Annotated in this window: 22 protein-coding genes; 4 read left to right on the forward strand and 18 right to left on the reverse strand. The window is 36.6% G+C overall.

Translation table 11 applies throughout. From position 1 onward, the window contains the following. Positions 1 to 204: 204 nt before the first annotated feature. From F606_RS0110460 to F606_RS0110505, 10 genes are all read right to left on the reverse strand, one after another. Positions 205 to 384 carry a hypothetical protein gene (locus tag F606_RS0110460; protein WP_019553832.1) on the reverse strand — a complete coding sequence of 60 codons (180 nt, stop codon included), beginning with the start codon at positions 382 to 384 and terminating at the stop codon, positions 205 to 207. A gap of 62 nt (positions 385 to 446) precedes the next feature. Further along, positions 447 to 773 carry a PTS lactose/cellobiose transporter subunit IIA gene (locus F606_RS0110465; RefSeq protein ID WP_019553833.1) on the reverse strand — a complete coding sequence of 109 codons (327 nt, stop codon included), beginning with the start codon at positions 771 to 773 and terminating at the stop codon, positions 447 to 449. Between the two features lie 155 nt (positions 774 to 928). After that, on the reverse strand, positions 929 to 2,266 hold the full coding sequence (locus tag F606_RS0110470; protein WP_019553834.1) for a 6-phospho-beta-glucosidase: 1,338 nt from the start codon (positions 2,264 to 2,266) through the stop codon (positions 929 to 931). A gap of 42 nt (positions 2,267 to 2,308) precedes the next feature. Further along, on the reverse strand, positions 2,309 to 3,700 hold the full coding sequence (locus F606_RS0110475) for a PTS sugar transporter subunit IIC (RefSeq protein WP_019553835.1): 1,392 nt from the start codon (positions 3,698 to 3,700) through the stop codon (positions 2,309 to 2,311). Continuing rightward, positions 3,697 to 4,020 carry a PTS sugar transporter subunit IIB gene (locus F606_RS0110480; RefSeq protein ID WP_019553836.1) on the reverse strand — a complete coding sequence of 108 codons (324 nt, stop codon included), beginning with the start codon at positions 4,018 to 4,020 and terminating at the stop codon, positions 3,697 to 3,699. Before F606_RS0110480 ends, F606_RS0110475 begins: the two co-directional genes overlap by 4 nt. Positions 4,021 to 4,202: 182 nt before the next feature. Then, positions 4,203 to 6,938 carry a sigma-54-dependent transcriptional regulator gene (locus tag F606_RS20980; RefSeq protein ID WP_019553837.1) on the reverse strand — a complete coding sequence of 912 codons (2,736 nt, stop codon included), beginning with the start codon at positions 6,936 to 6,938 and terminating at the stop codon, positions 4,203 to 4,205. 457 nt (positions 6,939 to 7,395) lie between these two features. After that, positions 7,396 to 7,977 (reverse strand): type II toxin-antitoxin system RelB family anti-toxin, encoded by a 582-nt coding sequence (locus F606_RS0110490; RefSeq protein ID WP_019553838.1) that lies wholly within the window; start codon positions 7,975 to 7,977, stop codon positions 7,396 to 7,398. Positions 7,978 to 8,087: 110 nt separating this feature from the next. Beyond that, complete coding sequence (locus tag F606_RS0110495; protein ID WP_019553839.1) at positions 8,088 to 8,555, reverse strand: YbaK/EbsC family protein; 468 nt, start codon at positions 8,553 to 8,555, stop codon at positions 8,088 to 8,090. 53 nt (positions 8,556 to 8,608) lie between these two features. Continuing rightward, on the reverse strand, positions 8,609 to 9,589 hold the full coding sequence (locus F606_RS0110500; RefSeq protein WP_019553840.1) for an RDD family protein: 981 nt from the start codon (positions 9,587 to 9,589) through the stop codon (positions 8,609 to 8,611). 158 nt (positions 9,590 to 9,747) lie between these two features. Further along, complete coding sequence (locus tag F606_RS0110505; protein ID WP_019553841.1) at positions 9,748 to 10,509, reverse strand: 4-hydroxy-tetrahydrodipicolinate reductase; 762 nt, start codon at positions 10,507 to 10,509, stop codon at positions 9,748 to 9,750. Between the two features lie 342 nt (positions 10,510 to 10,851). Between F606_RS0110505 and F606_RS0110510 the strand changes: the two genes are divergently transcribed. After that, on the forward strand, positions 10,852 to 11,049 hold the full coding sequence (locus F606_RS0110510; RefSeq protein ID WP_211210058.1) for a hypothetical protein: 198 nt from the start codon (positions 10,852 to 10,854) through the stop codon (positions 11,047 to 11,049). A gap of 134 nt (positions 11,050 to 11,183) precedes the next feature. On the opposite strand, the gene F606_RS0110515 is transcribed toward F606_RS0110510, so the two are convergent. From F606_RS0110515 to F606_RS0110525, 3 genes are all read right to left on the reverse strand, one after another. Beyond that, positions 11,184 to 11,990: a purine-nucleoside phosphorylase gene (locus F606_RS0110515; protein ID WP_019553843.1), complete on the reverse strand. Its 807-nt coding sequence runs from the start codon at positions 11,988 to 11,990 to the stop codon at positions 11,184 to 11,186. A 138-nt stretch (positions 11,991 to 12,128) separates the two neighbouring features. Then, positions 12,129 to 13,880, reverse strand: coding sequence for an ABC transporter ATP-binding protein (locus tag F606_RS0110520; RefSeq protein ID WP_019553844.1), 1,752 nt, complete (start codon positions 13,878 to 13,880; stop codon positions 12,129 to 12,131). Further along, the gene (locus F606_RS0110525; protein ID WP_019553845.1) at positions 13,877 to 15,610 is read right to left on the reverse strand and encodes an ABC transporter ATP-binding protein; all 1,734 of its coding nucleotides are present in this window, start codon (positions 15,608 to 15,610) and stop codon (positions 13,877 to 13,879) included. Before F606_RS0110525 ends, F606_RS0110520 begins: the two co-directional genes overlap by 4 nt. A gap of 152 nt (positions 15,611 to 15,762) precedes the next feature. Here F606_RS0110525 and F606_RS0110530 point away from each other — a divergent pair, with 152 nt between their 5' ends. Both F606_RS0110530 and F606_RS0110535 read left to right on the forward strand, forming a co-directional pair. Next, a complete protein-coding gene (locus F606_RS0110530; RefSeq protein ID WP_019553846.1) occupies positions 15,763 to 16,632 on the forward strand; it encodes a LysR family transcriptional regulator in 870 nt (289 codons plus the stop codon). Positions 16,633 to 16,779: 147 nt separating this feature from the next. Next, positions 16,780 to 17,541 carry a C1 family peptidase gene (locus F606_RS0110535; protein WP_019553847.1) on the forward strand — a complete coding sequence of 254 codons (762 nt, stop codon included), beginning with the start codon at positions 16,780 to 16,782 and terminating at the stop codon, positions 17,539 to 17,541. 97 nt (positions 17,542 to 17,638) lie between these two features. Here F606_RS0110535 and F606_RS20985 read toward each other — a convergent pair whose 3' ends face one another. Then, the gene (locus tag F606_RS20985) at positions 17,639 to 18,832 is read right to left on the reverse strand and encodes an MFS transporter (RefSeq protein ID WP_019553848.1); all 1,194 of its coding nucleotides are present in this window, start codon (positions 18,830 to 18,832) and stop codon (positions 17,639 to 17,641) included. A gap of 255 nt (positions 18,833 to 19,087) precedes the next feature. Beyond that, positions 19,088 to 20,080 (reverse strand): NAD(P)-dependent oxidoreductase, encoded by a 993-nt coding sequence (locus F606_RS0110545; protein WP_019553849.1) that lies wholly within the window; start codon positions 20,078 to 20,080, stop codon positions 19,088 to 19,090. A gap of 386 nt (positions 20,081 to 20,466) precedes the next feature. Here F606_RS0110545 and F606_RS0110550 point away from each other — a divergent pair, with 386 nt between their 5' ends. After that, positions 20,467 to 20,919, forward strand: coding sequence for an Lrp/AsnC family transcriptional regulator (locus F606_RS0110550; protein ID WP_019553850.1), 453 nt, complete (start codon positions 20,467 to 20,469; stop codon positions 20,917 to 20,919). Positions 20,920 to 20,960: 41 nt separating this feature from the next. On the opposite strand, the gene F606_RS0110555 is transcribed toward F606_RS0110550, so the two are convergent. The 3 genes from F606_RS0110555 to F606_RS0110565 form a co-directional block, all read right to left on the reverse strand. Further along, complete coding sequence (locus F606_RS0110555) at positions 20,961 to 21,392, reverse strand: C-GCAxxG-C-C family protein (RefSeq protein WP_019553851.1); 432 nt, start codon at positions 21,390 to 21,392, stop codon at positions 20,961 to 20,963. A gap of 43 nt (positions 21,393 to 21,435) precedes the next feature. Next, positions 21,436 to 22,275 carry a pirin family protein gene (locus F606_RS0110560; RefSeq protein WP_019553852.1) on the reverse strand — a complete coding sequence of 280 codons (840 nt, stop codon included), beginning with the start codon at positions 22,273 to 22,275 and terminating at the stop codon, positions 21,436 to 21,438. Positions 22,276 to 22,498: 223 nt separating this feature from the next. Continuing rightward, positions 22,499 to 23,452 (reverse strand): DUF6612 family protein, encoded by a 954-nt coding sequence (locus F606_RS0110565; protein WP_019553853.1) that lies wholly within the window; start codon positions 23,450 to 23,452, stop codon positions 22,499 to 22,501. Between the last annotated feature and the right edge of the window lie 76 nt (positions 23,453 to 23,528).

The raw sequence follows: 23,528 nt of genomic DNA on the forward strand, positions 1-23,528 counted from the left end.
TGGTATGAGCAGCTTGGCGGTGATAGCAGCCCTTTGGCTGACGCCATTCTGGACCGCATCGTCCATGATGCATATAAAATCAATATCGAAAGCTTGGATCCCTCGAAAGATATTTCTATGAGAGAGATTTATGGCTTGGATAAAGATTTAACAGAGTAATCTTCGGTATCGGCTCCCGCGGCTCCGGACAGGCGGCTCACACCGCTAGAACATCGGTTTCCTGTTCCGGACAAGCGGTTTCCGCTTCTCCGGAACCACGGTACTGCCGTACCGTAATATACAAGCGGCAATATATGCAATAGCAATTGGCTCTGTGCAGCCTAATGCCGGAACAAGTTCTTCCTTTAAAATTGCGATATACTTATCGCTGATTTTAGTATCCATCTTTATTGTCACCTCCATTTACTTGCACTACTTACAATAAAATTTGAAAACTACCTTACTTACTATTTATTGTTCTTTAATTCATTAATTTCATTTTGCATATAAATCATTTTTTCAATCAGATCTTTTGCCAGCATAGAAGTCATCAAATGATCTTGTGCATGTACCATCAATAAACTAAGTTCTAGCTTATCGCCACTAGATTCTTGCTGAATTAATTCTGTTTGAACTTTATGTGCGGCTATTAACCCTTCCTTTGCCATGCCTATATAACGATTTGCTTTATCCATATTACCAGCTTGAGCTGCACCCAAAGCTTCAAAAACAGTACTCCTTGCATCCCCTGAATTCGTAATTAATTGAAAAATTTTCGATGTTAGTTCGTCCATAATAACCTCCTGGTAGTAAAATTTTTTGTCATAATATAAACAATCTTCCCTTCTGTTCGAAATAGTTTTATGACTATTCTTACAGCAAGGAAGATTGTTATCCTATCTACATAACTATATCGTTTCTAACAATATCCTCTATTTTGTCTTTATAATTAACTATTTTTTTCTATTTCCTTGATTGCTTTTGTAAATTGCGGCAAATAATCTTTATGTGCCAATAACATTTCATTTAAGATTGTTTTAGCAATTTCCCCAGAAGGAATTAACGGATTGAGAATAAATGCTTGTAAAGCTTTCGCATAACTGCCAGTAACAGCAGCTTCAATCGTTACTTCTTCCATAGCTTTCATCAATTGCACCATGCCACGCATAGCTGGTTTAAATTTTCCAAAAGTGAGCGGTCTAGGTCCAATACCTGTTATGATACTACTTACTTCTACAACACATTCATAAGGTAAGTCCGTTAATGCTCCATGATTGCGCGTACTTACAACCATCTCTGTCTTTTTATTGTTCAATATTGAACAAATAAGTTCACAAGCAGCATCTGAATAATGCGTTCCACCACGTTTCGTTAACTGTTCTGGCTTGTCTTTTAGGTTGGGATCTTTATATAGTTCAAATAACTCAGCTTCTAATTTTTTTACCAACTCTGCACGTGTAGTGTGGTTTTCATAATTGACTAATTCTTTTTTTACCATATCATCTGTCAAATAATAATATTGATGATAGCTGCATGGTAACATTCCTAAATCACGAATCTGTTCTTCACAGAAGGGAACAAATTCAATATTTTCCATGGTACTTTCTTTCTGTTCAAATAATTTTTCCATGACCAAGGATGTTAAATCATCGCCCGACTTATCGTATATTTTGTGCCAATGATGATGATTCAATCCTGCATATTGGAATATTAATTCATCCGGTGATTTTCCGATTAGCTTAGACTCCCGAAAATTATGATTTATTGGCACATTACACAAGCCAACCACTTTTTCGAAATTTCCATAATTAAGAACTGCTTCTGTTATCATCCCAGATGGATTTGTGAAATTAACAAGCCATGCATTGGGGCACAATTTTTTCATATCATTAACAATATCTAAAATTACAGGTATTGTCCTTAAAGCTTTAAAAATCCCTCCGGCTCCATTCGTTTCTTGTCCTAATACACCATATTTTAATGGTATACGTTCATCTTTAATTCTAGCGTCTAAGAGTCCGACTCGAAATTGGGTCGATACAAAATCAGCATCTTTTAATGCTTCTTTTCTATCCAAAGATAAATGAATCTCCCAATCCAGTCCAGCTTTTTTGACCATGCGTCTTGCTAGATTGCCAACAATTTCCAATTTTTCTTTTCCAGCTTCAATATCAACTAACCAAATTTCTTTTATTGGCAGTTGATCTTTTCTAACAATAAATCCTTCTATCAATTCTGGAGTATAGCTTGATCCTCCTCCAATAGTAACAATTTTGATTTTTTTCATGATATTTTCCTCCCATTGGTAACTTTTCAAATTATAAAAACCTTATTTGTTCACGTCATTAGAACTTTCAGCTTCTTGTTTTATACATTGCTTCTCATAAATTTTAAAAAATGGATAATATATTACAAAGTCTATTACAATCAAGCATAATATCAATGCTGCCGCATGCCAATCCATGGTAGAAAGGAATGCACCTATAGGTGCAGGCGTTGTCCATGGCGCAGTAACAAAAGTAGCACCGACTAGTCCCATCTCCGTAACCGTATAGGCAATAACGCCATTAATTCCCTGAATAAAGACAAACGGTAAAAATAAAATAGGATTAAAAATCAATGGCAGACCAAAAATAATCGGCTCATTAATATTAAATAAACCAGGCAATAATCCAATACGCCCAATTCCTTTAAGTTGTTTCGATTTACTCCACAATAACATAAAGACTAACGCTAACGTAGCACCGGACCCACCTAATTGCATATAGAAATCTTGAAATGGTGTCGTATAAATATGTTCCAAAGGCAGCCCTGCAATTTTATCAGAAGCATTCGCCAAAAGATTGCTATCTAAAAACGGTCTGCTTACGCCACCGATAATGGCAGGTCCATGTAATCCTATAAACCATAACAAATTCATCATAGTCGCTATGACAAAAGTGCCACCTGCGCTATCTACAGCACCAACAAATGGCGCTAGACTTTTCATTATAGCTTCCGGTATAAGCATTCCAAAAGTTGATTCACATAATAAACTAATCAGATGAAAACCAAATACACAAATAATCAATGGAATGAGTAATTCAAAAGAAGAAGCAACAGCTGGTGGTACACCTTTTGGCATTTTTATTACAATATTTTTCTTTTTTAACCACCGAGCAATTTCAACAACCAGCAACCCTACTAGAATCGCCGTAAACATCCCTTTAGCATCCATGAATTTCAAAGGTAATGCATCTTGTCCTAATTTGCTTATTAAGGGATAGCTCATACTATCATTTATTTTAGAAAGAACTACTACGCTTTGAGAAGGTGCCGCAACCAACAAAAAAGTCGCAGCTGCCGTCATCGCACCAGAAAGTGGATTCATCTTGTAAGAAATTGATAAATTATACCCTACTGCCATAGCAACAAATAAAGCCATAATTCCCATAGTCATATTAAATGGTGCCAAAATTGTTGCCATATTGGCACTTGCCCAGCTATGCCACAGTAAAAGCATTTGAGTGAAAATATTGGGATTATCACTCACTCGAGTAGGATCAATTGGTGGAAAAGCCATTATCAAGCTTATCCCTCCCACAATTGTCAAAGGGACAGCGGCAATAACACCATTACGCACAGCTAAAATATGCTTTTGATTAGCAAATGAAGCAGCCATTGGACCAATTTTCAGTTCCAAAAACTGACTAAATTTTTCAAAAATGTTCATGTGATTCATGTTCTTGCTCCTAATGCCTTATTTTTATATAACTCTTTAGCAGCCTGCAAAATTTGATCTCCTCTGCAGCGTCCATAATCCATAGTGTTAATTACGGCTACAGGAATATTTACCCCCGCAATCTCTTGAAACTCATCCTTTTTAAATCGAACTTGCGGACCTAATAATACGACATCATATTCACTTACCACGTCATGAAATTGCTCAGCTGGCTCCGCTGAAATCACCCAATCTTTTTCCGTTTCACTTAAAGCATCCTGCATACTTTCTGCAACTAAACTAGTAGACATGCCTGCAGCACAAACTAATAGTATTTTCATGTTTACACCCTCTTTTCTATATGAATTTATCTATACTTACTTATATTGCAAATATCATGCCAACTTTTCAAGTAAAAAAAAGCGAGAGTTTTCCTAACGAAAACACCTCACTTTTCCTGGCGAATCATACACAATTCATACACTATTGCTTTTTCCACCAATAAATATACACTATTAATACACTATGACTGTTTTATAATTTGCAAAATAAAGCATATCTCATCAATATTAATATCAAGCGAATATGCTTGCTCAATAACCTCTAGAGTCTGCTTTATTTTATCAATCTCTACCGTATATTCTTGTAATATATTTTTTTTATTTTTACACTCACGAGTTTTTTTACCATCCAGCAAAATATCAATCGCACAAGTTACGTGAAAAATCAATCCTACCATCGTATCTTTATCTATAACAATATGCAAAACATCTTCCAAATTTTTTATAAACAACTCAAAATATTGCTTGAATTCATCAACATCAATATGTTTTAATTTGTCTTTAATAGCATCAAAAACTTGATTTTTGATTTCCATCATATCCGTTGCACTAACCGTTGTAATAACTTGTGCACCTTTCACTAAATTTCGAATTTTATCATAACGGTTAAACATAATTAAATCTGATAATGAAATAAATGGAATCCCATAAAAATGTGGATTTATTGTACCTACAATTGCAATAATTGTACGATCATTTGCAATTTTTTGTAATCTTTTTTCCAATTCTTGATCATCACTAATAGACATTGGTAAAATTTCTACGTGTTCTGCCTTAACATCCACATTATCTTCAATTAAGTTTTTAATTTTCACAGCACTACCTTCACCAGTTACACAAAGAGTAATAATGACAAATTCACTATTTACTTTAAAGTCCTTAAATAATTCTGTGCCATAGCTTAATGACATTGGAACTGTATCACGAAGTGATTGACATATAATATCAATATTATTTTCTACCGCTACTTTCCGTGCAGCCTCTAATGCCATAACCGTAGTAACTAAATGAATCACTCGCAAATCAATGCCTAATTCTTCACTAATTAATTCACCAAAGGTTCCAAGAGATCCCATATCTACAAGTAAAATCACACTGCTAGGGTTATTAACTTTTATTAATTGTTTAAGTTCTTCATAGCAAATCTTTGAACTTTTATCTAGGTTCATATCATAAGCTAGCACATACTGAATTCCCAACAGACAATTAACCACTTCAGCCATTGAACTAGCTGTGCTTCTACCATGCATAGCTATAACTAACAACGGATGATTTTTTTGGTATTCACCTTCTATTTTATCAATACTTAAGAACATTGTAATAAAGGCAATTTCCTCTACAGGTATTTTCACATCATATTCGTGTTCTAATTTGCGGCAATAATCATGGACAACTTTAAATTCTTCCGGGTACTTTTCTAAAATCTCGCCAAATTTATAATTAATGATTGGTTTCCCTATTCGCATTCTTTCCAAGCTAGCCTGCATATGTAAACATAAACTGTGAAAAACTTTAACAGGAAAAACTTTGTGCAATTCTTTGCCAGCATAACCTAGTAAACCATCAACAAATTTAATTGTATTTGCATTTACAATTTTAGAAATTTCCATTGTATAGTCATCAAAATTTCTGATATATTTATTAAAATAACCTTCAATTTCCGTAGTCATTATAAGTCGAATATCTTCTTCACTATATTGACGGCTATGCAACTCTTCCAATTTTTTTTCAATCTGCCCATAAAAGTTGTTTTTATATTTGCTTATATCTATTTCATTAGAAAATTCTAACTCTTTGCCAGCAAAAGAAAACCAGTGCTTATTTTGAATAATTTCTTCTATTTTTTCAGAATGATCCTTCAGATACAACATTCCTTGTTTAACATAATCAGGAAGATGATGTAATTCAATTGTAAATTTTTTCTGCATCTCGCCAATACAATCTAAAAAAGCATTTGCACAAGTTAATTTAATATCACTTTTTAATTGTCCTATATTGCCTATGCACGGATATAATAATAAGCTTTTTATTACTTCATCCGTTACAATGATTCGCCTATTTACCTGTCGTGACTCTTTTTGAAAAAAATCACGGATTAACAAAAATCGTTCTTCCAATGTCCGCTCTTTTAGCGACGGAATATAAATCGTCATAGGAATTCTGCGTTTAAATGTTTGCAATAAGGATGTATCTACTTGTTCTGTAGTCGCACACACCAGAAGAATATTGACTTTCTTTTTTACTGTATCTCCCAACGAACAAAATTCACCCTTATCTATTAAATAAAATAAAAGTTCCTGCCCTTCCGCAGGCAAACGATGAATTTCATCCAAAAACAGTACGCCTCCATCAGCTTTTTCAACGATGCCATGATGTTCTCGATCTGCACCAGTATACGCACCTTTTTTATATCCAAATAATTGTCCTATGAGTAATTGTGGATTATTTGAATAATCTGCACAATTGAATTCTATAAATGGAGAATTCAAAGGCATCACACCATTCTCACTAGCAAACTTATGCATTAAGCTAGCAAACATGGTTTTTCCGACACCTGTAGGTCCTAAAAGTAAAGTATGAATTCCCTTTGGAGGATATAACACTGCGGCCTTCGCCTGCCGAATTATTTTTTTTAAGCTGCCGCTACTTCCAATCAATGTAGAAAAACTAACCACATCGTTACTCATATAGATTGTTTTTTCTATTTCATCGGAAATAACATATCTAACTGGACGACCCTCTATTTTTTTAAGTTGTCCTTTTCGATAAAGCTTATTTAATACGGCACTCACATTACTTCGAAGTGATCCTACATATCGTGTAATCTCATTCGTTGTATGCCCTTGTCCGATTTTATTGTTTACACTCTTTATCTCTAAAAATTCAAATATTTTTTCTTCTAAACTTTTTTTCTCCATAAAGTCCTCCATATTTCACCTAAAGCACCTATACTGAGTTAAATTAATGGGGTGAATTGGCAACAGTTCATTGGTTTTTTCCATAATTAGTTGAATATATACTTTATTTAATTGTACTAAATTGCATTTTTTATTGCAGTGATATCTCTGGTTATACCATAAATGAAATCGATCTGCAACCTGAAAAATAGCCGTGGATCAATACTTAGACTATCAGTATTGATCCGCGGCTATTTTTCTTTACAGGCTCGCTTTATCTTTTCACTCCACGAAGGGAGGCTTTCAGAGATCACCTATAGACTTTTTTTAGTTTCTATAAGTGATTTCCATTTACCACAAAAACAATTTCACGTCTTTCCTTACAGTTTAAATTCCCCATCATGCTTTGCCTGCATTTCTTCCTCTGAAGCATCATAACAATGGTCACTATGTGGAGCCAGAATCAGCAATAACTATACTATTGATTGATCCATAGTCCGTGCTCTTTACAGCAATAATAAAGTGTTCCACGCTGACGTTTTGGAAAGCGCACTTCACCGCCTTGTTCCGGATATAACTTGATCAGAAGCACTCGGTCACAAGTTACATAAGCAAAAAAAGTGAGGTAATGCTTTTTTGTCATTTCATGTTTAAATGTGATGTAAAAATCATCCTCAATTTCTTCTACATTTATTTTGTGCAAATCATCTGCTGGTTTGGCTACGAGTGGCAAAAGTTTCCGACCGCAACAAGAAATCGTTGCCTCACCTGTAGCCGTTAAGATATTTCCACAAGTAGGGCATTCATAAAATTTAATTCGTTTCATATTGCCTCCATCGATATCATTCGGATCTAAATTTCCTAATAGGATTTTTTCAATATGTACGCCCAAGATATCAGAAAGAGATTTTAATAAAGATACATCTGGACAGCCCAAGCCGCGTTCCCATTTGGATATAGTTTTATCGCTGATATTCATTGCATCTGCCAGTTGTTTTTGTGTCATCTTCTTTTCTTTACGCAAATCAAAAATTAGTTTTCCACCCCTGCTGCAATCCATCTTGCTCACCCCCATACATTTATCATAACCATATAAGCCTCACGATTCAATAAACGTTCCGTAGAGTTAGCCGAATATTTATGCATCTGAAACATTTATGTTCCTAAAATTCAATGGATTTTACAGACATCAACCCAGCCCAAGCCGCGAGAATATTCTTCCAGTTCATGAATGGTCAGTTCAATAGCACTATTCGAACTTCCACAGGCGGGAAATACGCTATCAAATCGTTTTAGAGACTCGTCTAAATAAATTTCAACACCTTCATTAACAGCGAAGGGACAAACGCCGCCAACTGCATGACCGATCAAAGGCTCGGCTTCGTCGAAAGAAAGCATTTTCGCCTTCTTACCGAAGTGTTCTTTATATTTATGATTATCTATCTTGGTATCACCAGCAGCAACAATCAATACAACCCGATCATCAATATGAAAAGAAAGTGTTTTGGCAATGCGACAACCTTCACAATGTAAAGCCTGTGCCGCCAAATCAACAGTAGCACTGGATGAAGGAAATTCTTGTATCTTACTATCCAGGCCCTTTTCACGAAAATATTGTTTTACTCTTTCAATTGACATGTTTATCCCTCCATATAAGTATAAGCCTTTATTTTATGATTGATTCATATAAATTAGAAGACTGCATTTTCAATTGCATGACCCCGTCGTTCTAAATTTGCCGGTGAAAAAGCTGTTATATGCGTCTGATATTTTTTTGCGATACCAATATTATAGCCATAAACTATTCTGACTTGTATTTCTTTTGTGTGGCTCGCTAGTGGATATTTTTCTAAAACAATATTTATGATATTATCTTCCATCACCTTAAGATCAAGCTTTGGATCATGCGTGTAAACCGTGACATTCATATTTTGAATCATATTTCCATCGTTTGATTTCACCTGATTTCCAACATAAACACCAGTCGTATCTACACCTTCGATCTTGGCCAAATCTGCTTGTAAATTCGTCAGCATCGTCATCGTTTCAACGTTAGCCGGTTGATGCTGTAAATAAATAACGTATCCGCCCCAACACAAGACAACCATTACGAAAAGAGAACATATCACCAAATGGGCCCGTCCAATAATGGCACGAATTGGTTCTTTAACTCTATTCGCCTGCACAACAAACACCTTAGTTACAATATCATGAAAACCTTGGCGCGTATTACGGTTAAATAAATAAAAATATATTACGGCTACTGATATAGAAAAAAAGAGTAATCCTATAATAAGCTGGACAAAATCTGGTAACATTGGTAGATATAATACATTCAAGCAGATTGGAACCCCTAATATTGCTGCACGAGCAAAAGATCGTGCCAGTGTGATAAATTCTCCATCCTTATTTACAACACAAATCCTAAACAGTTTATTTCCAATACTTTGTCCTTTCCCAATATAGCTGTCGAGAACCCCAAAATAAAGTACCGTTATCACAAATCCAATCAATGGACCGCTTTCTCCCATAATAGCCAATTGCTGCTCAAGAGCTGTTCCAATAGCTATCCCAATTAGCCCCAATATAATAAGATCAATAACAAATGCCAGACTCCGGCGCCAAAACGCACTAATCATTTGATCCTTTTGAATCGTTTCTTTCGTTTTCATTTACAAATTCCTCTCTTGCTGCTTCTTTCTATTAAACTTACTAAATTTTACCAATAACAAGTGTCACTGCTACAAATATAGTTTGATTGGCTTTTAAAATGTTCTATGCTATTTCTATTTTTTCATCCTTGTATATTGAAAGAATGATCCACCCTTCTTCAGTATACAGGGATATTCTTTTTAAACATCTCCGATACAATCTGCTCCATTGAATATAAACCAGGAGATTGTTTTATAAGAAATTTTGCTGCAAAAATAGCACCTTGTCCAAAAGCAGCTCGATCAACACTCTCATGCATAAGTCGAACTGTCTGGTTGGGAAAGCCAAAAATAATATCATGTTTTCCAATCGTTTTTCCCACTCTAATAGAATGTATACTGCTTTGTTTTAAAGAAAGCACTTCTGCCATTTTTTTTGCGGTTCCAGAAACTTCTTTTTTTTCTTTGAAATGCTCTTCGACAATTTCAATGTCCGCATGTGGAGCAATATTTTGTAAAATTTGTGCTGCTACCATCAATATATTAATACCTACGGTAATATTCGGTGAATATAAGACTGCTGTTTTTGTCGCATAAGATTTTAGTGCAGCCAAATCTTCCGGTTCATATTTTGATATAGCTGATACAATCGGAATTCCTATTTGTGCAGCTGCATAATATTCATAAACTGCCTTACTAGATGAAAAATCAATAATAACATCGACCGGATTTTCACGAAAAAAGTCTTCGGTAATATCATTTTTCGCAAAAATTTCCCCTTGTTTAAATTCATAACCCAAAAGTTGACTCGCATACGTCAACTCTTCTTTATGTTGACGTATAACCCATTCCAAAATACAATCTGTTTCACTCATAATTTTATTTGCCACGATTTTGCCAGTTTTCCCAAATCCAAAAAGTCCCATCTTGATTTTTCCCATAACAGTCCCTCCTATCATTAATGGTTCATAAGTATAATATTTTTTAAAAATAGAGCCTAAAAATCGTGATAATCTTTCTTTTAAATCACAAAATATACGACGAGAATAGCATAACATCATTGTACCTGAAATCCAAAGTTACTGCAAAATAAATGTAGATTATAAATCCAGTTGCCGTATAAGAAATGGTTTACTAAAATGAAGAAAATATTGGATAGTGAGAACTTTTTTTATATTTTAGTGTATAATGAAAAGTAGTTTGATTTAAATGTTAAAGGAGGTTTTCTCATGGGTATTTCTTCAATTAACAGCATCCTTCCCAGTGCCTCTGTAAAAACCCAAGTGAATGGACAGTGTGTTCTAGGTAAGGGAACTTGTACCAATTGTGGACAATGCGGCAAACCAGTCAGCAATGCAAACACTACCAACAGTGCAAACATAGGTCCGGCAGCAGTATTAACATTAAGTGACAAGTCTGTCGCTGCTGCAGCCGCAGCCGCCAGCAATGCCATCAACCCTTATGAAAAAATGAATTTATAAAAAGTAAGCGGCCTCATATTGAAAACATAAATGTGAGCCTAGCTTATTCTAGATAAAATATATGAGCAGAAAGCATGCAGTTTATCAATTTCACCGCATACTTCCTGCTCTTTTTTATGCCTAAAATTTTTCAATCACATATTTGAAACGACTTTTTTGACCAAACCCATAAATTTTTCTTTGGCAATCTCTGCTGTTTCCATGACTTCTTTATGATTGAGTTTTTGCTTGGAAATGCCTGCTGCCATATTGGTCACGCAGGAAATACCGAGGACTTTCAGACCGCAGTGAACGGCTACGATTACTTCCGGCACCGTTGACATCCCGACGGCATCCGCACCGATCATTTTCGCATACTTGATTTCAGCCGGTGTTTCATAGCTAGGTCCACTCATCGCAACGTAAATCCCTTGCCGTAAGTTGATTTTAAGTTCATCGGCAGCAGCAAGAGCCAGCGTACGTAGTTCGTTCGCGTAAGCTTCTGACATATCCGGAAATCTTTCCCCAAACGTTTCTTCATTTTTTCCGCGCAAAGGATTGACGCCCAAAAGATTAATATGATCTCGAATCAACATCAAATCACCTGGCATAAAGTCTGCATTGATGCCTCCGGCTGCATTCGTAACGATAAGCTTCGAAATACCAATTTTTTTCATCACACGAACGGGCAGTGTAACCTGCTGTAAATCATAACCTTCATAGTAATGGAATCTTCCATCCATGCAGACAACAGCTTTCCCTGCTAAATAGCCAAAAATAAATTGTCCCTTATGCCCAACCACAGTTGATTGAGGAAAGTGTGGTATTTCACTGTATGGAACCACCGTTTGTTCTGTGATTTCCTGCGCCAGCATCCCAAGTCCTGAACCTAAGATAATTCCAATTTCCGGAGTTATTTTCACTTTACTTTTTAAATAAACAATGATTTCTTCATAATTCATTATAATTCCCCCTTGTATAATATATGTAACAAATTAAATCCATGCACTGACTCCAATTTTGCTCAATCGGAAGCATTCTATAAATATTCTTGCTATCTCTGCTTTTTCCCTTGTTTTATTCTGTATCGGAAATGTTGTTTATTTTAAAGCTTCAAGATCATGGGAAAACTGGCTGTTGTAAAGTTTGGCATACGTTCCATTTTTGCTCAATAGCTCTTTATGTTTTCCCTTTTCAACAATACTTCCCTGATCCATCACTAAAATCACATCAGCTTCTTTGATTGTCGACAAACGGTGCGCAATGACGAAACTTGTTCGGCCTTCGAGCATTTTCGAAAAAGCTTTCTGTATCCGTAATTCCGTTCTCGTATCAATGTTGCTCGTCGCTTCATCTAAAATGAGCATCGCCGGATTTACCAGCATAACACGAGCAATCGTCAACAATTGTTTTTGCCCTTGTGAAAGATTGGCTCCTTCATCGGTAATTAACGTATCATACCCGTTCGGCAGCCTGCGAATAAAGCTATGTGCGTCGGAAGCTTTGGCCGCCGCAATCACATTGGCCTCACTGGCATTCTCTACACCATAAGCAATATTGTCACGAATCGTCCCCGCAAAGAGCCAGGTATCTTGAAGAACCATCCCAAAATTACGACGTAAACTATCTCGGGTAACATTTTTAATATCAACATCATCAACTGCAATGGACCCTTGATCAATTTCATAAAAACGCATCAGCAAATTAACCAAGGTTGTCTTACCAGCACCCGTATGTCCAACAATGGCGATATGTGTTCCTGGACTTACCGTCAGGTTAAAATCACGAATCAATGGATTGCCTTCTGTATATGAAAAATATACATTTTTAAATTCTATATTTCCTTGACTATGCTCCAATTGAATTGCCGACACTTGATCTTGAACTTCTTCTTGTCTATCCAAAATATGAAAAATACGCTGTGCTGAGGCCAATGCACTTTGAATTTGCGTAAAAATACCGGTTATATCATTAAATGGTTTAGCAAATAGATTTGAATAAATAAGAAAACTAGCTATATCACCTACCGTAATTTTACCAGAAATTGCGAGAACGCTGCCAATTACACCGATTACACCGTAGGTAATATTGTTGACAAGACGCGTCGTCGGATTCGTTAGTGATCCATAAAATTGCGATTTCACACCCATTTGATACAAAGCATCGTTCATTTTTTTAAACTCGGCAAAAGACCGCTTTTCATACGTAAAGGCTTTGACCAGTTTTTGTTCTGAAATCACTTCTTCGGCATACCCATTTAATGCACCAAGACATTTTGCCTGTGCTTTAAATAATTGCTGCGACCGCTTTGTAATAAAACGTGCCACAAAATAAGCAACTGGTGCCGACAAAATAACCACGAGTGTCATCGATCCACTGATATAAAGCATAAAGCCAATTGCACCGAAAATCGTTATAATACCAGTCAGCATATTGGCGATACCTTGCACCATACCATCGGAAATAATATCAATATCATTAACAAAACGACTGACAATATCACCATGGGAATTTCGATCATAAAATTGCAGCGACAGCTTGTTGATTTTTGCAAAAAGTTCGTGCCGCATTGCATTCACGGTTTGATAAGATACTTTATTCGTAAAATAGGTTAAACTCCAGCCAAACACACTATTAATGCTGTATACCAAAACTAAAATCATTAAAATCCAGCGGACCTCAACAAAATCCACCTGATTTGTCCCCACCATATAATCCACAGCCTGTCCGATAAACATCGGTCCGAGTAAACTGGCTATAACGCTCACAATTGCCGAAAAAATTGATAGAATCATATATTTTTTATATTTTACAATATAGGTAAAAACCCGTGTCAACGTATTCATATTCATTGGACTGCCTCCTTGCTGGAAAGTTGTGATAAACAGATTTCCTGATACGTTGGACACGTTTTCATCAATTCAGCATGTGAATCGAATCCAACCAAAGAACCATCTTCAAAAACAAGAATTTTGTCCGCGTGTTTAATGCTACTGGCACGCTGGGAAACTAAAAGCACCGTCATGTCCTGACCATTTTTGCGAATTGCAGCTCGCAGCGAAGCATCCGTAGCGAAATCCAATGCACTGGATGAGTCATCCAAAATCAAGATTTCCGGCTTAGCAACTAAAGCACGTGCAATCGTTAGTCGCTGTTTTTGTCCACCGGAAAAATTCAAGCCGCCCCGAGTCACCGCCGTTTGATAGACATCCGGAAGCTGCTCAACAAACTCATGAGCTTGGGCAATTTGGGCCGCTTCGATGATTTCGTCAAGGCTGGCATCCTGTTTGCCCCAGCGAATATTGTCTTCAATACTGCCTGTAAACAAAACTGCTTGTTGCGGCACAATACCTATTTTATTTCGCAACGTATCCAACGAATATTCTTTTACGTTGATGCCATCAAGGAAAATTCCGCCTTTATTTACATCATAAAACCGTGGAATCAAATTGATGAACGTGGATTTCCCCGATCCCGTACTGCCAATAATTCCGACCGTCTGACCACGCTCAATCTGAACGGAAATATGATCGAGTGCCATATCCCCCGTTGTGTTATATTTAAAAGACACATCTTTGAATTCAATGATTGGCCGCGATACCTGGATTGGCAGAGAATCTTGTCCGTTACTAACGATAGAAGAATCAGTCGCAAAAATCTCCTGAACACGATTCGCCGATGCAACCGCTTTCGTAAAAATAACCACAAGGTTTGATACAACAATCAGTGCCAATAAAATTTGCGTTATATAATTGGCAAATGCAATAATTTCCCCTTTAGATAAAGTGCCTTCGTTAATATGCATACCACCAACCCAAAGAATAATGACAATTGCAGCATTCATGATAAAAGAAGTCATTGGATTTAAAAGTGCTGATATCTTGCCGATATGAATGGCCGTCACCATCAAATCATTATTTGATTTACTAAAACGCTCTTTTTCCTGGCGGGTTTTAGCAAAGGCACGAATGACCCTCACCCCTGACAGATTCTCCCTAAGTACAATGGCCAGCCGATCCAAGTTTTTCTGATACAAGCGATATAAAACAGAACTTTTTGTCATAATGAAATACAAAATTAAGGCAAAAATCGGTACCGCCGCAACCAAAATCATGGCCAATTTAAAATCAAGAAACATCGCCATCAAAATAGCACCAATACAGATAAACGGTGCTCGCACGACCAGTCGAATCATCATAGCAACCGCCAATTGCAGTTGGTTCACATCATTGGTGATCCGATTAATCAGCGACGATGTACCAAATTTATCGATTTCCGCATGCGAAAAAGATGCTATATGCTCATATAACGCATTTCTAAGGCTCGTTCCGACACCCTGCGATGCCCTGGCTGCATAATATTGGCAAACCATCGAACAGGCAAAACCTAAAATCGACATAGACAACATGATCCCGCCCATTTTTAAGACATAGTTTGTATCATGATTAGCAACACCATTATTGATGATAAAGACCATCATGGTTGGTAAAAGTAGTTCTAAAATAGCTTCAAATAATTTAAAAACCGGACCAATTATACATTCTTTTTTATACGCTGCTAAGAAAATCGCTAATTTAAACAAATTTATCATCCTTTATCTATATATCATTGCACCAAATCTATTGCATGTATTTCAATTTCCAGCTATGATTATATCATCTCGTTTCCCATATTAAAAATATCTGTTCAATCTATATTTCATATGAAAAAAGTATGAACAAAGGAGCGTCTCGTATGGATATACGACAGCTAAAATACTTCCTTACCATTGTCGATGAAGGACAAATTACATCCGCTGCCCAAAAATTGCAAATGGCGCAGCCACCGCTCAGTCAACAATTAAAACTTCTGGAAAATGAGCTGGGTGTAAAACTTTTAAATCGGGGGCCACGCCAAGTAGAACTTACAGATGCCGGTAAACTCCTACTTGACCGAGCGCGCCAAATCTTGGAATTATCAAATTCTACAATCAAGGAAATTGATGATTTCAAACGAGGTTTCAATGGTACACTGAAACTTGGAACCGTATCCTCTTCGGGTGGTATCCTTTTAACAAAAGGTCTGTCCAAGTTTCACAAAGAGTATGCCGGTGTCAAATTCGAAATTCATGAGGGCAACACCTTCCGCCTGATTGATTTACTAACAAAAGGAATCATTGAAGTCGGTATTGTCCGCACACCATTTAAAGGTGCAGCTTTTCATTGTAAATATTTGAGCTCTGAACCCATGATTGCTGCTATGACAAAGGAATATGACTGGAAGCCGAAACAACTCTCCATCGATTTTTCCGAACTCAACAACCGTCCCCTGATTATCTATCGTCGTTTTGAACCACTGATCCATGAAATGTGCGCAGAAAATAATTTTGAACCAAACATTACTTGCAAAAATGATGACGCCAGAACTACCTTACTTTGGGCAAATGCCGGTTTTGGTATCGCAATTGTACCAAAATCGGCCTTTTATCTTACTGCAAATCAAAATTTATCTTATAAAGAAATCAAAAATGTAAAAATGCAAACAAAAATTGCCGCAATCTGGGTTAAAGATCGCTATCTTTCCTCATTGGCCGAAAAATTCATTGAAAGTTTTGCTCTAGTCTAGTTTGTATATAATAAAATATTATGTAATATTAAAGAAAAATCCAATAAACCTTTGCTAAAATAAATAAAATATTAATTTGGCTGCATTGTTTTTAAATTGATGGCAAGTGCATTAGGCACTGTTATATAATATGAGGAGGAATGTATTTTGAGTATATACAAATATGGATTTAAAAAAGACAAACGGGATTTAAGGGATCATATTTTCTACTCAACAAAATTTAAGGTTGCTCTACCAACACATGTTGATTTACGTACGGACTGCAGTCCTATCGTTGATCAAGGTAATCTCGGCTCATGTACAGCAAATGCCATCGCCAGTGGATTACGTGAATATCAGCTAAAAAAAGATAACAAATGGATTGCGTTGTCTCGTCTTTTTCTATATTGGCAGGAACGAAAACTCGAAGGTGACATCGCTGATGATAGCGGTGCCCAAATTCGTGATGGAATGAAATCATTGCATAAGATAGGTGTTTGTCCTGAAATAGATTGGCCCTATGATATCACCACCTTTGCAAATACTCCCACGAGCAAAGATAATACGGATGCAGCGGCATATAAAATCAATGAATATCATCGTATCAATTCGCTTGATCTGCTTAAAGCCGCGCTCGCCGAAGGACTGCCCGTAGTCATAGGCATCACCGTCTATGATTCTTTTGAAAGTGCTAACGCTATTTCTACAGGCATTGTTCCCGTTCCGAATCTAAAAACAGAACAAATATTAGGTGGACATGCAATTTGTTGTGTAGGCTATGATGATACCAAATCTGCCAATGGACAAACAGGCTATGTAATATTCCGCAATAGTTGGGGCACATCATATGGAGAACAGGGTTATGGCTATTTGCCATATGCCTTTTGGACACAAAATCTAGTTTCCGATTGCTGGACAAGCAAAGATTAATATTTACATCAGAATGAAAAGAGTATCAAATCACTTATAAGATTTGATACTCTTTTTACTATGCAATATAAAATCCATATATATATATATATGAGCATCAATTCCTAGTATGCGAAAGCGGTTTTGGCACGTATTTTTCCTTTGTTAACCGTCCTGGCTCTTTTATAAATAAAGTAAGAACAAATCCAAATATTGGAAGTACCACCAGAATATCAAACACAAAAAGAATACCAAAATGATCTGCTACCCAGCCCAAAGCTAATACTCCCATGGTACCAAGACCAACACTAAACCCAAGTGTAAAACCCGATGCCATCGCTACATTTTTCGGCATCATTTTTTGCGTCAAAAGTAAACTGCTCGTTGCTGTGGCTGATAATAAAATACTGGCAAAAATCAAAATAACAAAGACCCACATGCCTGTAGCTGCCAAAAATGCATACATCAGAAACGCAATTGGTAAAATAGAATACAGCATCACCTGTTTGCTGCCATATTTATCGCTCAAAATTCCGCCGAACATCGTTCCTACAGCCCCGGCTGCTAAATATACCGTGAGCAGCGAACTTGCATAAATAGAACTGCCGCCCAAGTATGAAACATAATACAGTGGCACAAACGTACTGATACCGGATGTAACCGTGGCTCTAGTCAAAATCATACCAAGCAAAGCTAAAAGCGGCCAATTAATACATTCTTTAAGTGTCCCTAAGCTTCCACTCGTTTTGACTTCTTGATGCGGTATATTCTTTCTTTCATGCAATAAAGCAGCACCAATAAGCAAACTTGGAATTGTGTATAGCAATATCAGCGGCGTTTCACCATCAACCAAAAGCATCGCCAGTAGCATAGACCCTAAGGCCACCCCAACATACCCGCCTAATGAAAATAAGCTGACAGCTTTGCCTTTTTCTTTTCCCCCCATAAAATTAACTGTTTTTGCAGCTTCTGGATGGAAGGCAGAATTTCCCAAACCGCTGATGGCTGTACAAATCATAACCATATAGAAACTCGGAACTAATAACGATGCCGCCATAAAAACACCCGTAACAATACACCCGAGCGGCATCAACCACGGACGATGTTTTTGGTCACTCAAATAACCAAATAAAGGCTGGCTCACCGATGAGGCAATGTTTTGCGTCAATACAATCGCCGTAACTTCGGCATAGGATAAGGCAAATTTTGCTTTTAAAAAAGGTAACGCCACATACAAAGCTCCCGGCGATAAATCTGCCGCTAAATGCCCGAGAGCAATCAACCAAACAATTTTGGGAACATTTTTAAACATACTAAACAACGCACAACACCCTTACATGAAATAAAATTTCAAAACCCAATCTATATAAGCTGCATTAAATATTTTATATGGCAATCGTCAGGAATGGAGTATACACTATACCCCATCCTGGCATCCTAATAGGCTAGATGCAATTTCTTTAATGCATTCTATATAATCTAACTTTTTTGATTATTAAACTATATGCCACTGACAAAATTCTGTCAATGGCATATAGTTTAAATTTAAATGAAATTTATGTTTAAATCAATTCGATCGTGTAACCTCATATGGGTTTTCAGCGCCTTCAAGCCCATATTTCAGTGATAAGATTCCGCAGCGCACCATTGACTCTGTTGCCTCTTCGGTAAAAAATGCATAATGTTGGGTAAAAACAACATTTGGAAACTGCTTTAAATATAAAAGCGACCGTTTATCCAAAATCTGTGCCCCGATGTCAACATGCATTACGCCGTCTTCTTCTTCAATCGTATCAATACCAGCACCACTAATTTTTTCTTTCTCCAAGGCATGGATCAAAGCTTCCGAATCAATTAAACCACCACGTGCTGTATTGACTAAAACCACACCATCTTTCATTTTTGCAATTGTATCCTTATTGATCATATGATAATTATCGTCTGTCAAAGGCATATGCAGGGAAATAATATCACTTTGGGCATACAATTCATCCAATTCCACATATGTTGCATATTCTTCTACCGCTTTATTTTTATATTTGTCGAAGGCAATGATTTTACAACCAAATCCACTAAGATTTTGAATAACCGTGAAACCAATTTTTCCCGTACCAATGATGCCGATTGTCAAACTCCGCATTTCGCGGCCTTTTAACCCATCCAACGAAAAATCATTAACCAGCGAACGACAAACAGAAATTTTGACCTTTCTAAGTAACATCAGCATCAGCATTACTGTGAAATCAGCTACATTTGCTGGCATATATCTGGCATTGCTCACATGTATCCCCGTTTTTTCTGCCGCCTTAATATCAATGTTATCAAACCCGACCGTTCTGGTTGATAAATGAACAATCCCCATTTCTTTTAGCGTTTTCAACATTTGGGCAGTGACCCGGCTGTAACCCATAATTGACACTGCATCGCATCCAGCTGCAAGTGCTATATTTTCGGGCAGAAAATTTTCAGTTGAGCAGCGAAATTCTATTTCTAATTCTTGTTCTAGTTTTTTCAATACGGTTTTTTCATAGTCAAGTAAGTCATATACCATTATTTTCATAATAAATTCGCCCCTTTTTATCCTATAGAAACTATTTTTAAAACGGATATCGACAATTTCAAGTCCCGCTGACACAGCCAGTTACAACGAACGTGATCTTGGTCAAAAATAAAAAAATAGAGCTCCATTCTCTTCGTTGAAAATAGATAGCTCCATTGCTGCCTTTTACGAAACCAATATGAAAAATTATTTATCCATCCGTAATTTACTATATTTATTATATCATGAAAAATAAGCTCTTTACTTTTCATATAAATATGAAAATTTTAATTTGTATTTCATTTGAAATATAATATAATAAAATATATTGCAAATGATAAAACATTTACTATGTAAGTTGCATTATATATATCTATAGAAAACGTATGCAAAGGAGTATGCTTTCCATGATTGATGAAATTGATTTAAAAATTCTCCATGAACTAGAAGAAAACAGTCGTTTATCCTATCGAGAATTATCAAAAAGAGTCAATCTTTCGGCACCCTCGGTTGCCGAAAGAATCCGCAAGATGGAAGAACAAGAAATCATCACAGGCTATAGTATTAAAATTGATAAAAAGAAACTTGGGCTTGCCGTACAGTGTATTATCCGCATCACACTGCATAACAACAAATACGATTTCGAACCATCCTATATTATGAATTATCCAAACTGTGAATATTGTTATCGAGTATCAGGACAATCAAGCTATGTCGTTGTTCTTTCCGTAAAATCAATAAAAGCTGTCGAAGATTTCTTAAAAATACTTTCTCCCTATGCCAGCTGCAACACCACCTTTGTTTTCGACCAACTCAATATCCCCCAGGATATACGCAAATTTTTCCCAGAGCAAAAATAAGCAACAGGCCGTTTTTATGCCTGCTGCTTTTCATGTATAGATCAATAACCCAATTCTTCCAGTAATTGAATACTGCTTTGCACAAGATCATCGCAGGGTCTGACAGCATCTGTTTTAGCCCTTGTCGCCCTTTCCGGGGTTGATGGATCAAACCCCAATAAATCGCGGCAAACGATAGAATGATTCTTCTCTTGAAAAATCCTTATGAATTCTTTTGTTTTTTCACTGCATAATGCTTTTGCAGTTGTATCTGCCAAACTTTCATTTCCATATTTCAGTCCAATGACCATAGCTGCTCCGGAAACAACACCGCAAATTTCACCAGAACGAACGCCACTGCCAAACCCACAAGCAATTTTTAAAGCCAGCTTAGAATCAAGTCCATATTTTTCCGCAAAAACCGTTAGTACGGATTGGCAGCAATTGCCGCCACTATTAAAAATTTTCGCTGCGTTTTGCATATTTTGACTCAAAATAAAAACCCCTTTTTTAATATTTATCGGTATGATACCGTCTTTACTTAATAAATGTAGAATCTTCTAGTTCCTTGAATGCCAATTTTAATTCAGCTTTCGTATTCATAACAATAGGTCCGCCCCAGGCAATCGGTTCTTTCAAGGGACGTCCGGCCAGCAACAAAAATCGCATTCCATTATCAGCTGCTTTTACCATAAGCTGATTTCCTTGATGAAATAATATGGCCTGTTTTTTTGAAATGACACTATTTTCCGGCAATACAGCCCCTGTTCCCTGTAAAACATAAATAAACATCGTAGACTCCTGATCGATGTCAATCGACCACTCAGCATTTTTCTTCATTTCGACATCTAGATATAGCGGTTTCACATATCCACCCTCAAAAGCTCCCTTAATATCATGATAGGTGCCACCAATAATGTGTATTTTCCGATCACCCTCATTGCACACAGGAATATCAACCTTCCTTATTTCATGATAGTGCGGGGTGGTCATTTTATCTTTTGCCGATAAATTTAGCCATAACTGCACGCCGAGCATCCTTGGACTGGCTTTTGGCATTTCCTGATGGATAATACCAGATCCAGCTGTCATCCACTGGCAATCTCCATCCAGAATACTTCCCTTATTTCCAAGATTGTCGCCATGTTCAATATCCCCTTCAATAAGATACGTTATCGTTTCTATCCCGCGATGAGGATGCCAAGGAAAGCCTTTGATATAATCGGTCGGGTCTGTCGAGTCAAAAGCATCTAACATCAAAAAAGGATCTAATTCTTTTGTTTCTTTATAACCAAAAACACGCACCAAGTTCACTCCCGCACCATCAACCGTATGTTCTCCTATAATGATTTTTTTAATCACACATAGCTGTACCATGCTCAGACCTCCTCTTATTTCTTATATTGCCTAGGCTGGAATTTACACAAAAGGGAAAAATGCTTTACAATTCCAGAATACTATTGATAATGCACTTTTACAATATGTTTATTGTAATTTTAGCTCTATTATAAAAAAGCCGACTGGATAAATTGATTTCATCCAGTCGGCTTCAATGTGCTTTAAATATTCTATATGGCAATCGTCAAGAATAGAGGGAACGTTATTCTTTGCCGCTTACAGCGATATCGGTCTTTTGTAATTTAGGCAATTTGTGTGAGATAGCCGTTGTCTTTACTTCTTTAGCTGTATCACGCACCATCTGAGGAATTTCGATCGGATCGACTTTGTTATATTGCGAATACTTTACCTGCATCGTAAGCGTCGATTTTGTTAAAAAATCTTCCATCTCTGCTGCATTTTTGGGCTGGCTCATATCGAGAAATAAATTTCCTGCTTTTCGAATGGGATTTGCTAAATTCATATCAACTTCTTGTATCATTTGCGTTGTTTTATCAATTTTAACATTATATTTAATGTCACCTGCAGCTAATAAACCAAGCCGAGTGAATGCCGCCATACTCAATACATTTTTATCCTGATTCTTGTTTTCTCTAACCATTTCATCTATGGAATCACTGATTTGCATACTATCCAACGTGACTTCCATATATTTATAAGATGGTGTTTCTCTCGTAAGTTTCACATCTTTCACCATCTGCATCATAAGCAGCTCCATTTTGCTGTTTTCATCGGCGGTAAGTTCTTTATCCGCAGAAAATCCAACTGGCATGGTTTGTTTCATCCATTTGTTGTTACTCAATGAATAAATGACCACTGTATCCTTCTTTTGTTCAATATACTGCTGCAATGTCGTTGTAGTTTCCTTTCCTTTTACATCACGGAACAAAAAAACTGCATCGTTTTTATACAACATCGGTTTCATTTGTCCGTCACCAGCCATTGTAACATTTACATCGCCCATAGGTGTTTGTGCCGTTAACAAAATATCATAATGTACATTTTTGACATCAAGCATATTTTTATATACAGTTTCTAAATACTGTTTTTCCATTGGAACCTTCTCGGCCGCAAAAACCAAGGAACTACTCATCGTCACAAACAACATTCCCACTACGAAAATAAAACAAAATTTAAATTTTTTCAAGTAACTCATTTCTTCATCAATCTCCTATTTTATAAATTTGGACTATCCATCCGCCGGCAGTTCTATAACATGCAAGTAAAAAATA

Origin of the sequence: Propionispira raffinosivorans DSM 20765, assembly GCF_000381065.1 — a bacterium.
Lineage (GTDB): Bacteria > Bacillota > Negativicutes > Selenomonadales > Selenomonadaceae > Propionispira > Propionispira raffinosivorans.

What these genes read in the sequence shown, in the direction of transcription:
- F606_RS0110460 (WP_019553832.1), bottom strand. Translation starts at nt 384, where the DNA reads ATGGATACTAAAATCAGCGATAAGTATATCGCAATTTTAAAGGAAGAA.
- F606_RS0110465 (WP_019553833.1), bottom strand. Translation starts at nt 773, where the DNA reads ATGGACGAACTAACATCGAAAATTTTTCAATTAATTACGAATTCAGGG.
- F606_RS0110470 (WP_019553834.1), bottom strand. Translation starts at nt 2,266, where the DNA reads ATGAAAAAAATCAAAATTGTTACTATTGGAGGAGGATCAAGCTATACT.
- F606_RS0110475 (WP_019553835.1), bottom strand. Translation starts at nt 3,700, where the DNA reads ATGAATCACATGAACATTTTTGAAAAATTTAGTCAGTTTTTGGAACTG.
- F606_RS0110480 (WP_019553836.1), bottom strand. Translation starts at nt 4,020, where the DNA reads ATGAAAATACTATTAGTTTGTGCTGCAGGCATGTCTACTAGTTTAGTT.
- F606_RS20980 (WP_019553837.1), bottom strand. Translation starts at nt 6,938, where the DNA reads ATGGAGAAAAAAAGTTTAGAAGAAAAAATATTTGAATTTTTAGAGATA.
- F606_RS0110490 (WP_019553838.1), bottom strand. Translation starts at nt 7,977, where the DNA reads ATGGATTGCAGCAGGGGTGGAAAACTAATTTTTGATTTGCGTAAAGAA.
- F606_RS0110495 (WP_019553839.1), bottom strand. Translation starts at nt 8,555, where the DNA reads ATGTCAATTGAAAGAGTAAAACAATATTTTCGTGAAAAGGGCCTGGAT.
- F606_RS0110500 (WP_019553840.1), bottom strand. Translation starts at nt 9,589, where the DNA reads ATGAAAACGAAAGAAACGATTCAAAAGGATCAAATGATTAGTGCGTTT.
- F606_RS0110505 (WP_019553841.1), bottom strand. Translation starts at nt 10,509, where the DNA reads ATGGGAAAAATCAAGATGGGACTTTTTGGATTTGGGAAAACTGGCAAA.
- F606_RS0110515 (WP_019553843.1), bottom strand. Translation starts at nt 11,990, where the DNA reads ATGAATTATGAAGAAATCATTGTTTATTTAAAAAGTAAAGTGAAAATA.
- F606_RS0110520 (WP_019553844.1), bottom strand. Translation starts at nt 13,880, where the DNA reads ATGAATATGAATACGTTGACACGGGTTTTTACCTATATTGTAAAATAT.
- F606_RS0110530 (WP_019553846.1), top strand. Translation starts at nt 15,763, where the DNA reads ATGGATATACGACAGCTAAAATACTTCCTTACCATTGTCGATGAAGGA.
- F606_RS20985 (WP_019553848.1), bottom strand. Translation starts at nt 18,832, where the DNA reads ATGTTTAAAAATGTTCCCAAAATTGTTTGGTTGATTGCTCTCGGGCAT.
- F606_RS0110545 (WP_019553849.1), bottom strand. Translation starts at nt 20,080, where the DNA reads ATGAAAATAATGGTATATGACTTACTTGACTATGAAAAAACCGTATTG.
- F606_RS0110550 (WP_019553850.1), top strand. Translation starts at nt 20,467, where the DNA reads ATGATTGATGAAATTGATTTAAAAATTCTCCATGAACTAGAAGAAAAC.
- F606_RS0110560 (WP_019553852.1), bottom strand. Translation starts at nt 22,275, where the DNA reads ATGGTACAGCTATGTGTGATTAAAAAAATCATTATAGGAGAACATACG.
- F606_RS0110565 (WP_019553853.1), bottom strand. Translation starts at nt 23,452, where the DNA reads ATGAGTTACTTGAAAAAATTTAAATTTTGTTTTATTTTCGTAGTGGGA.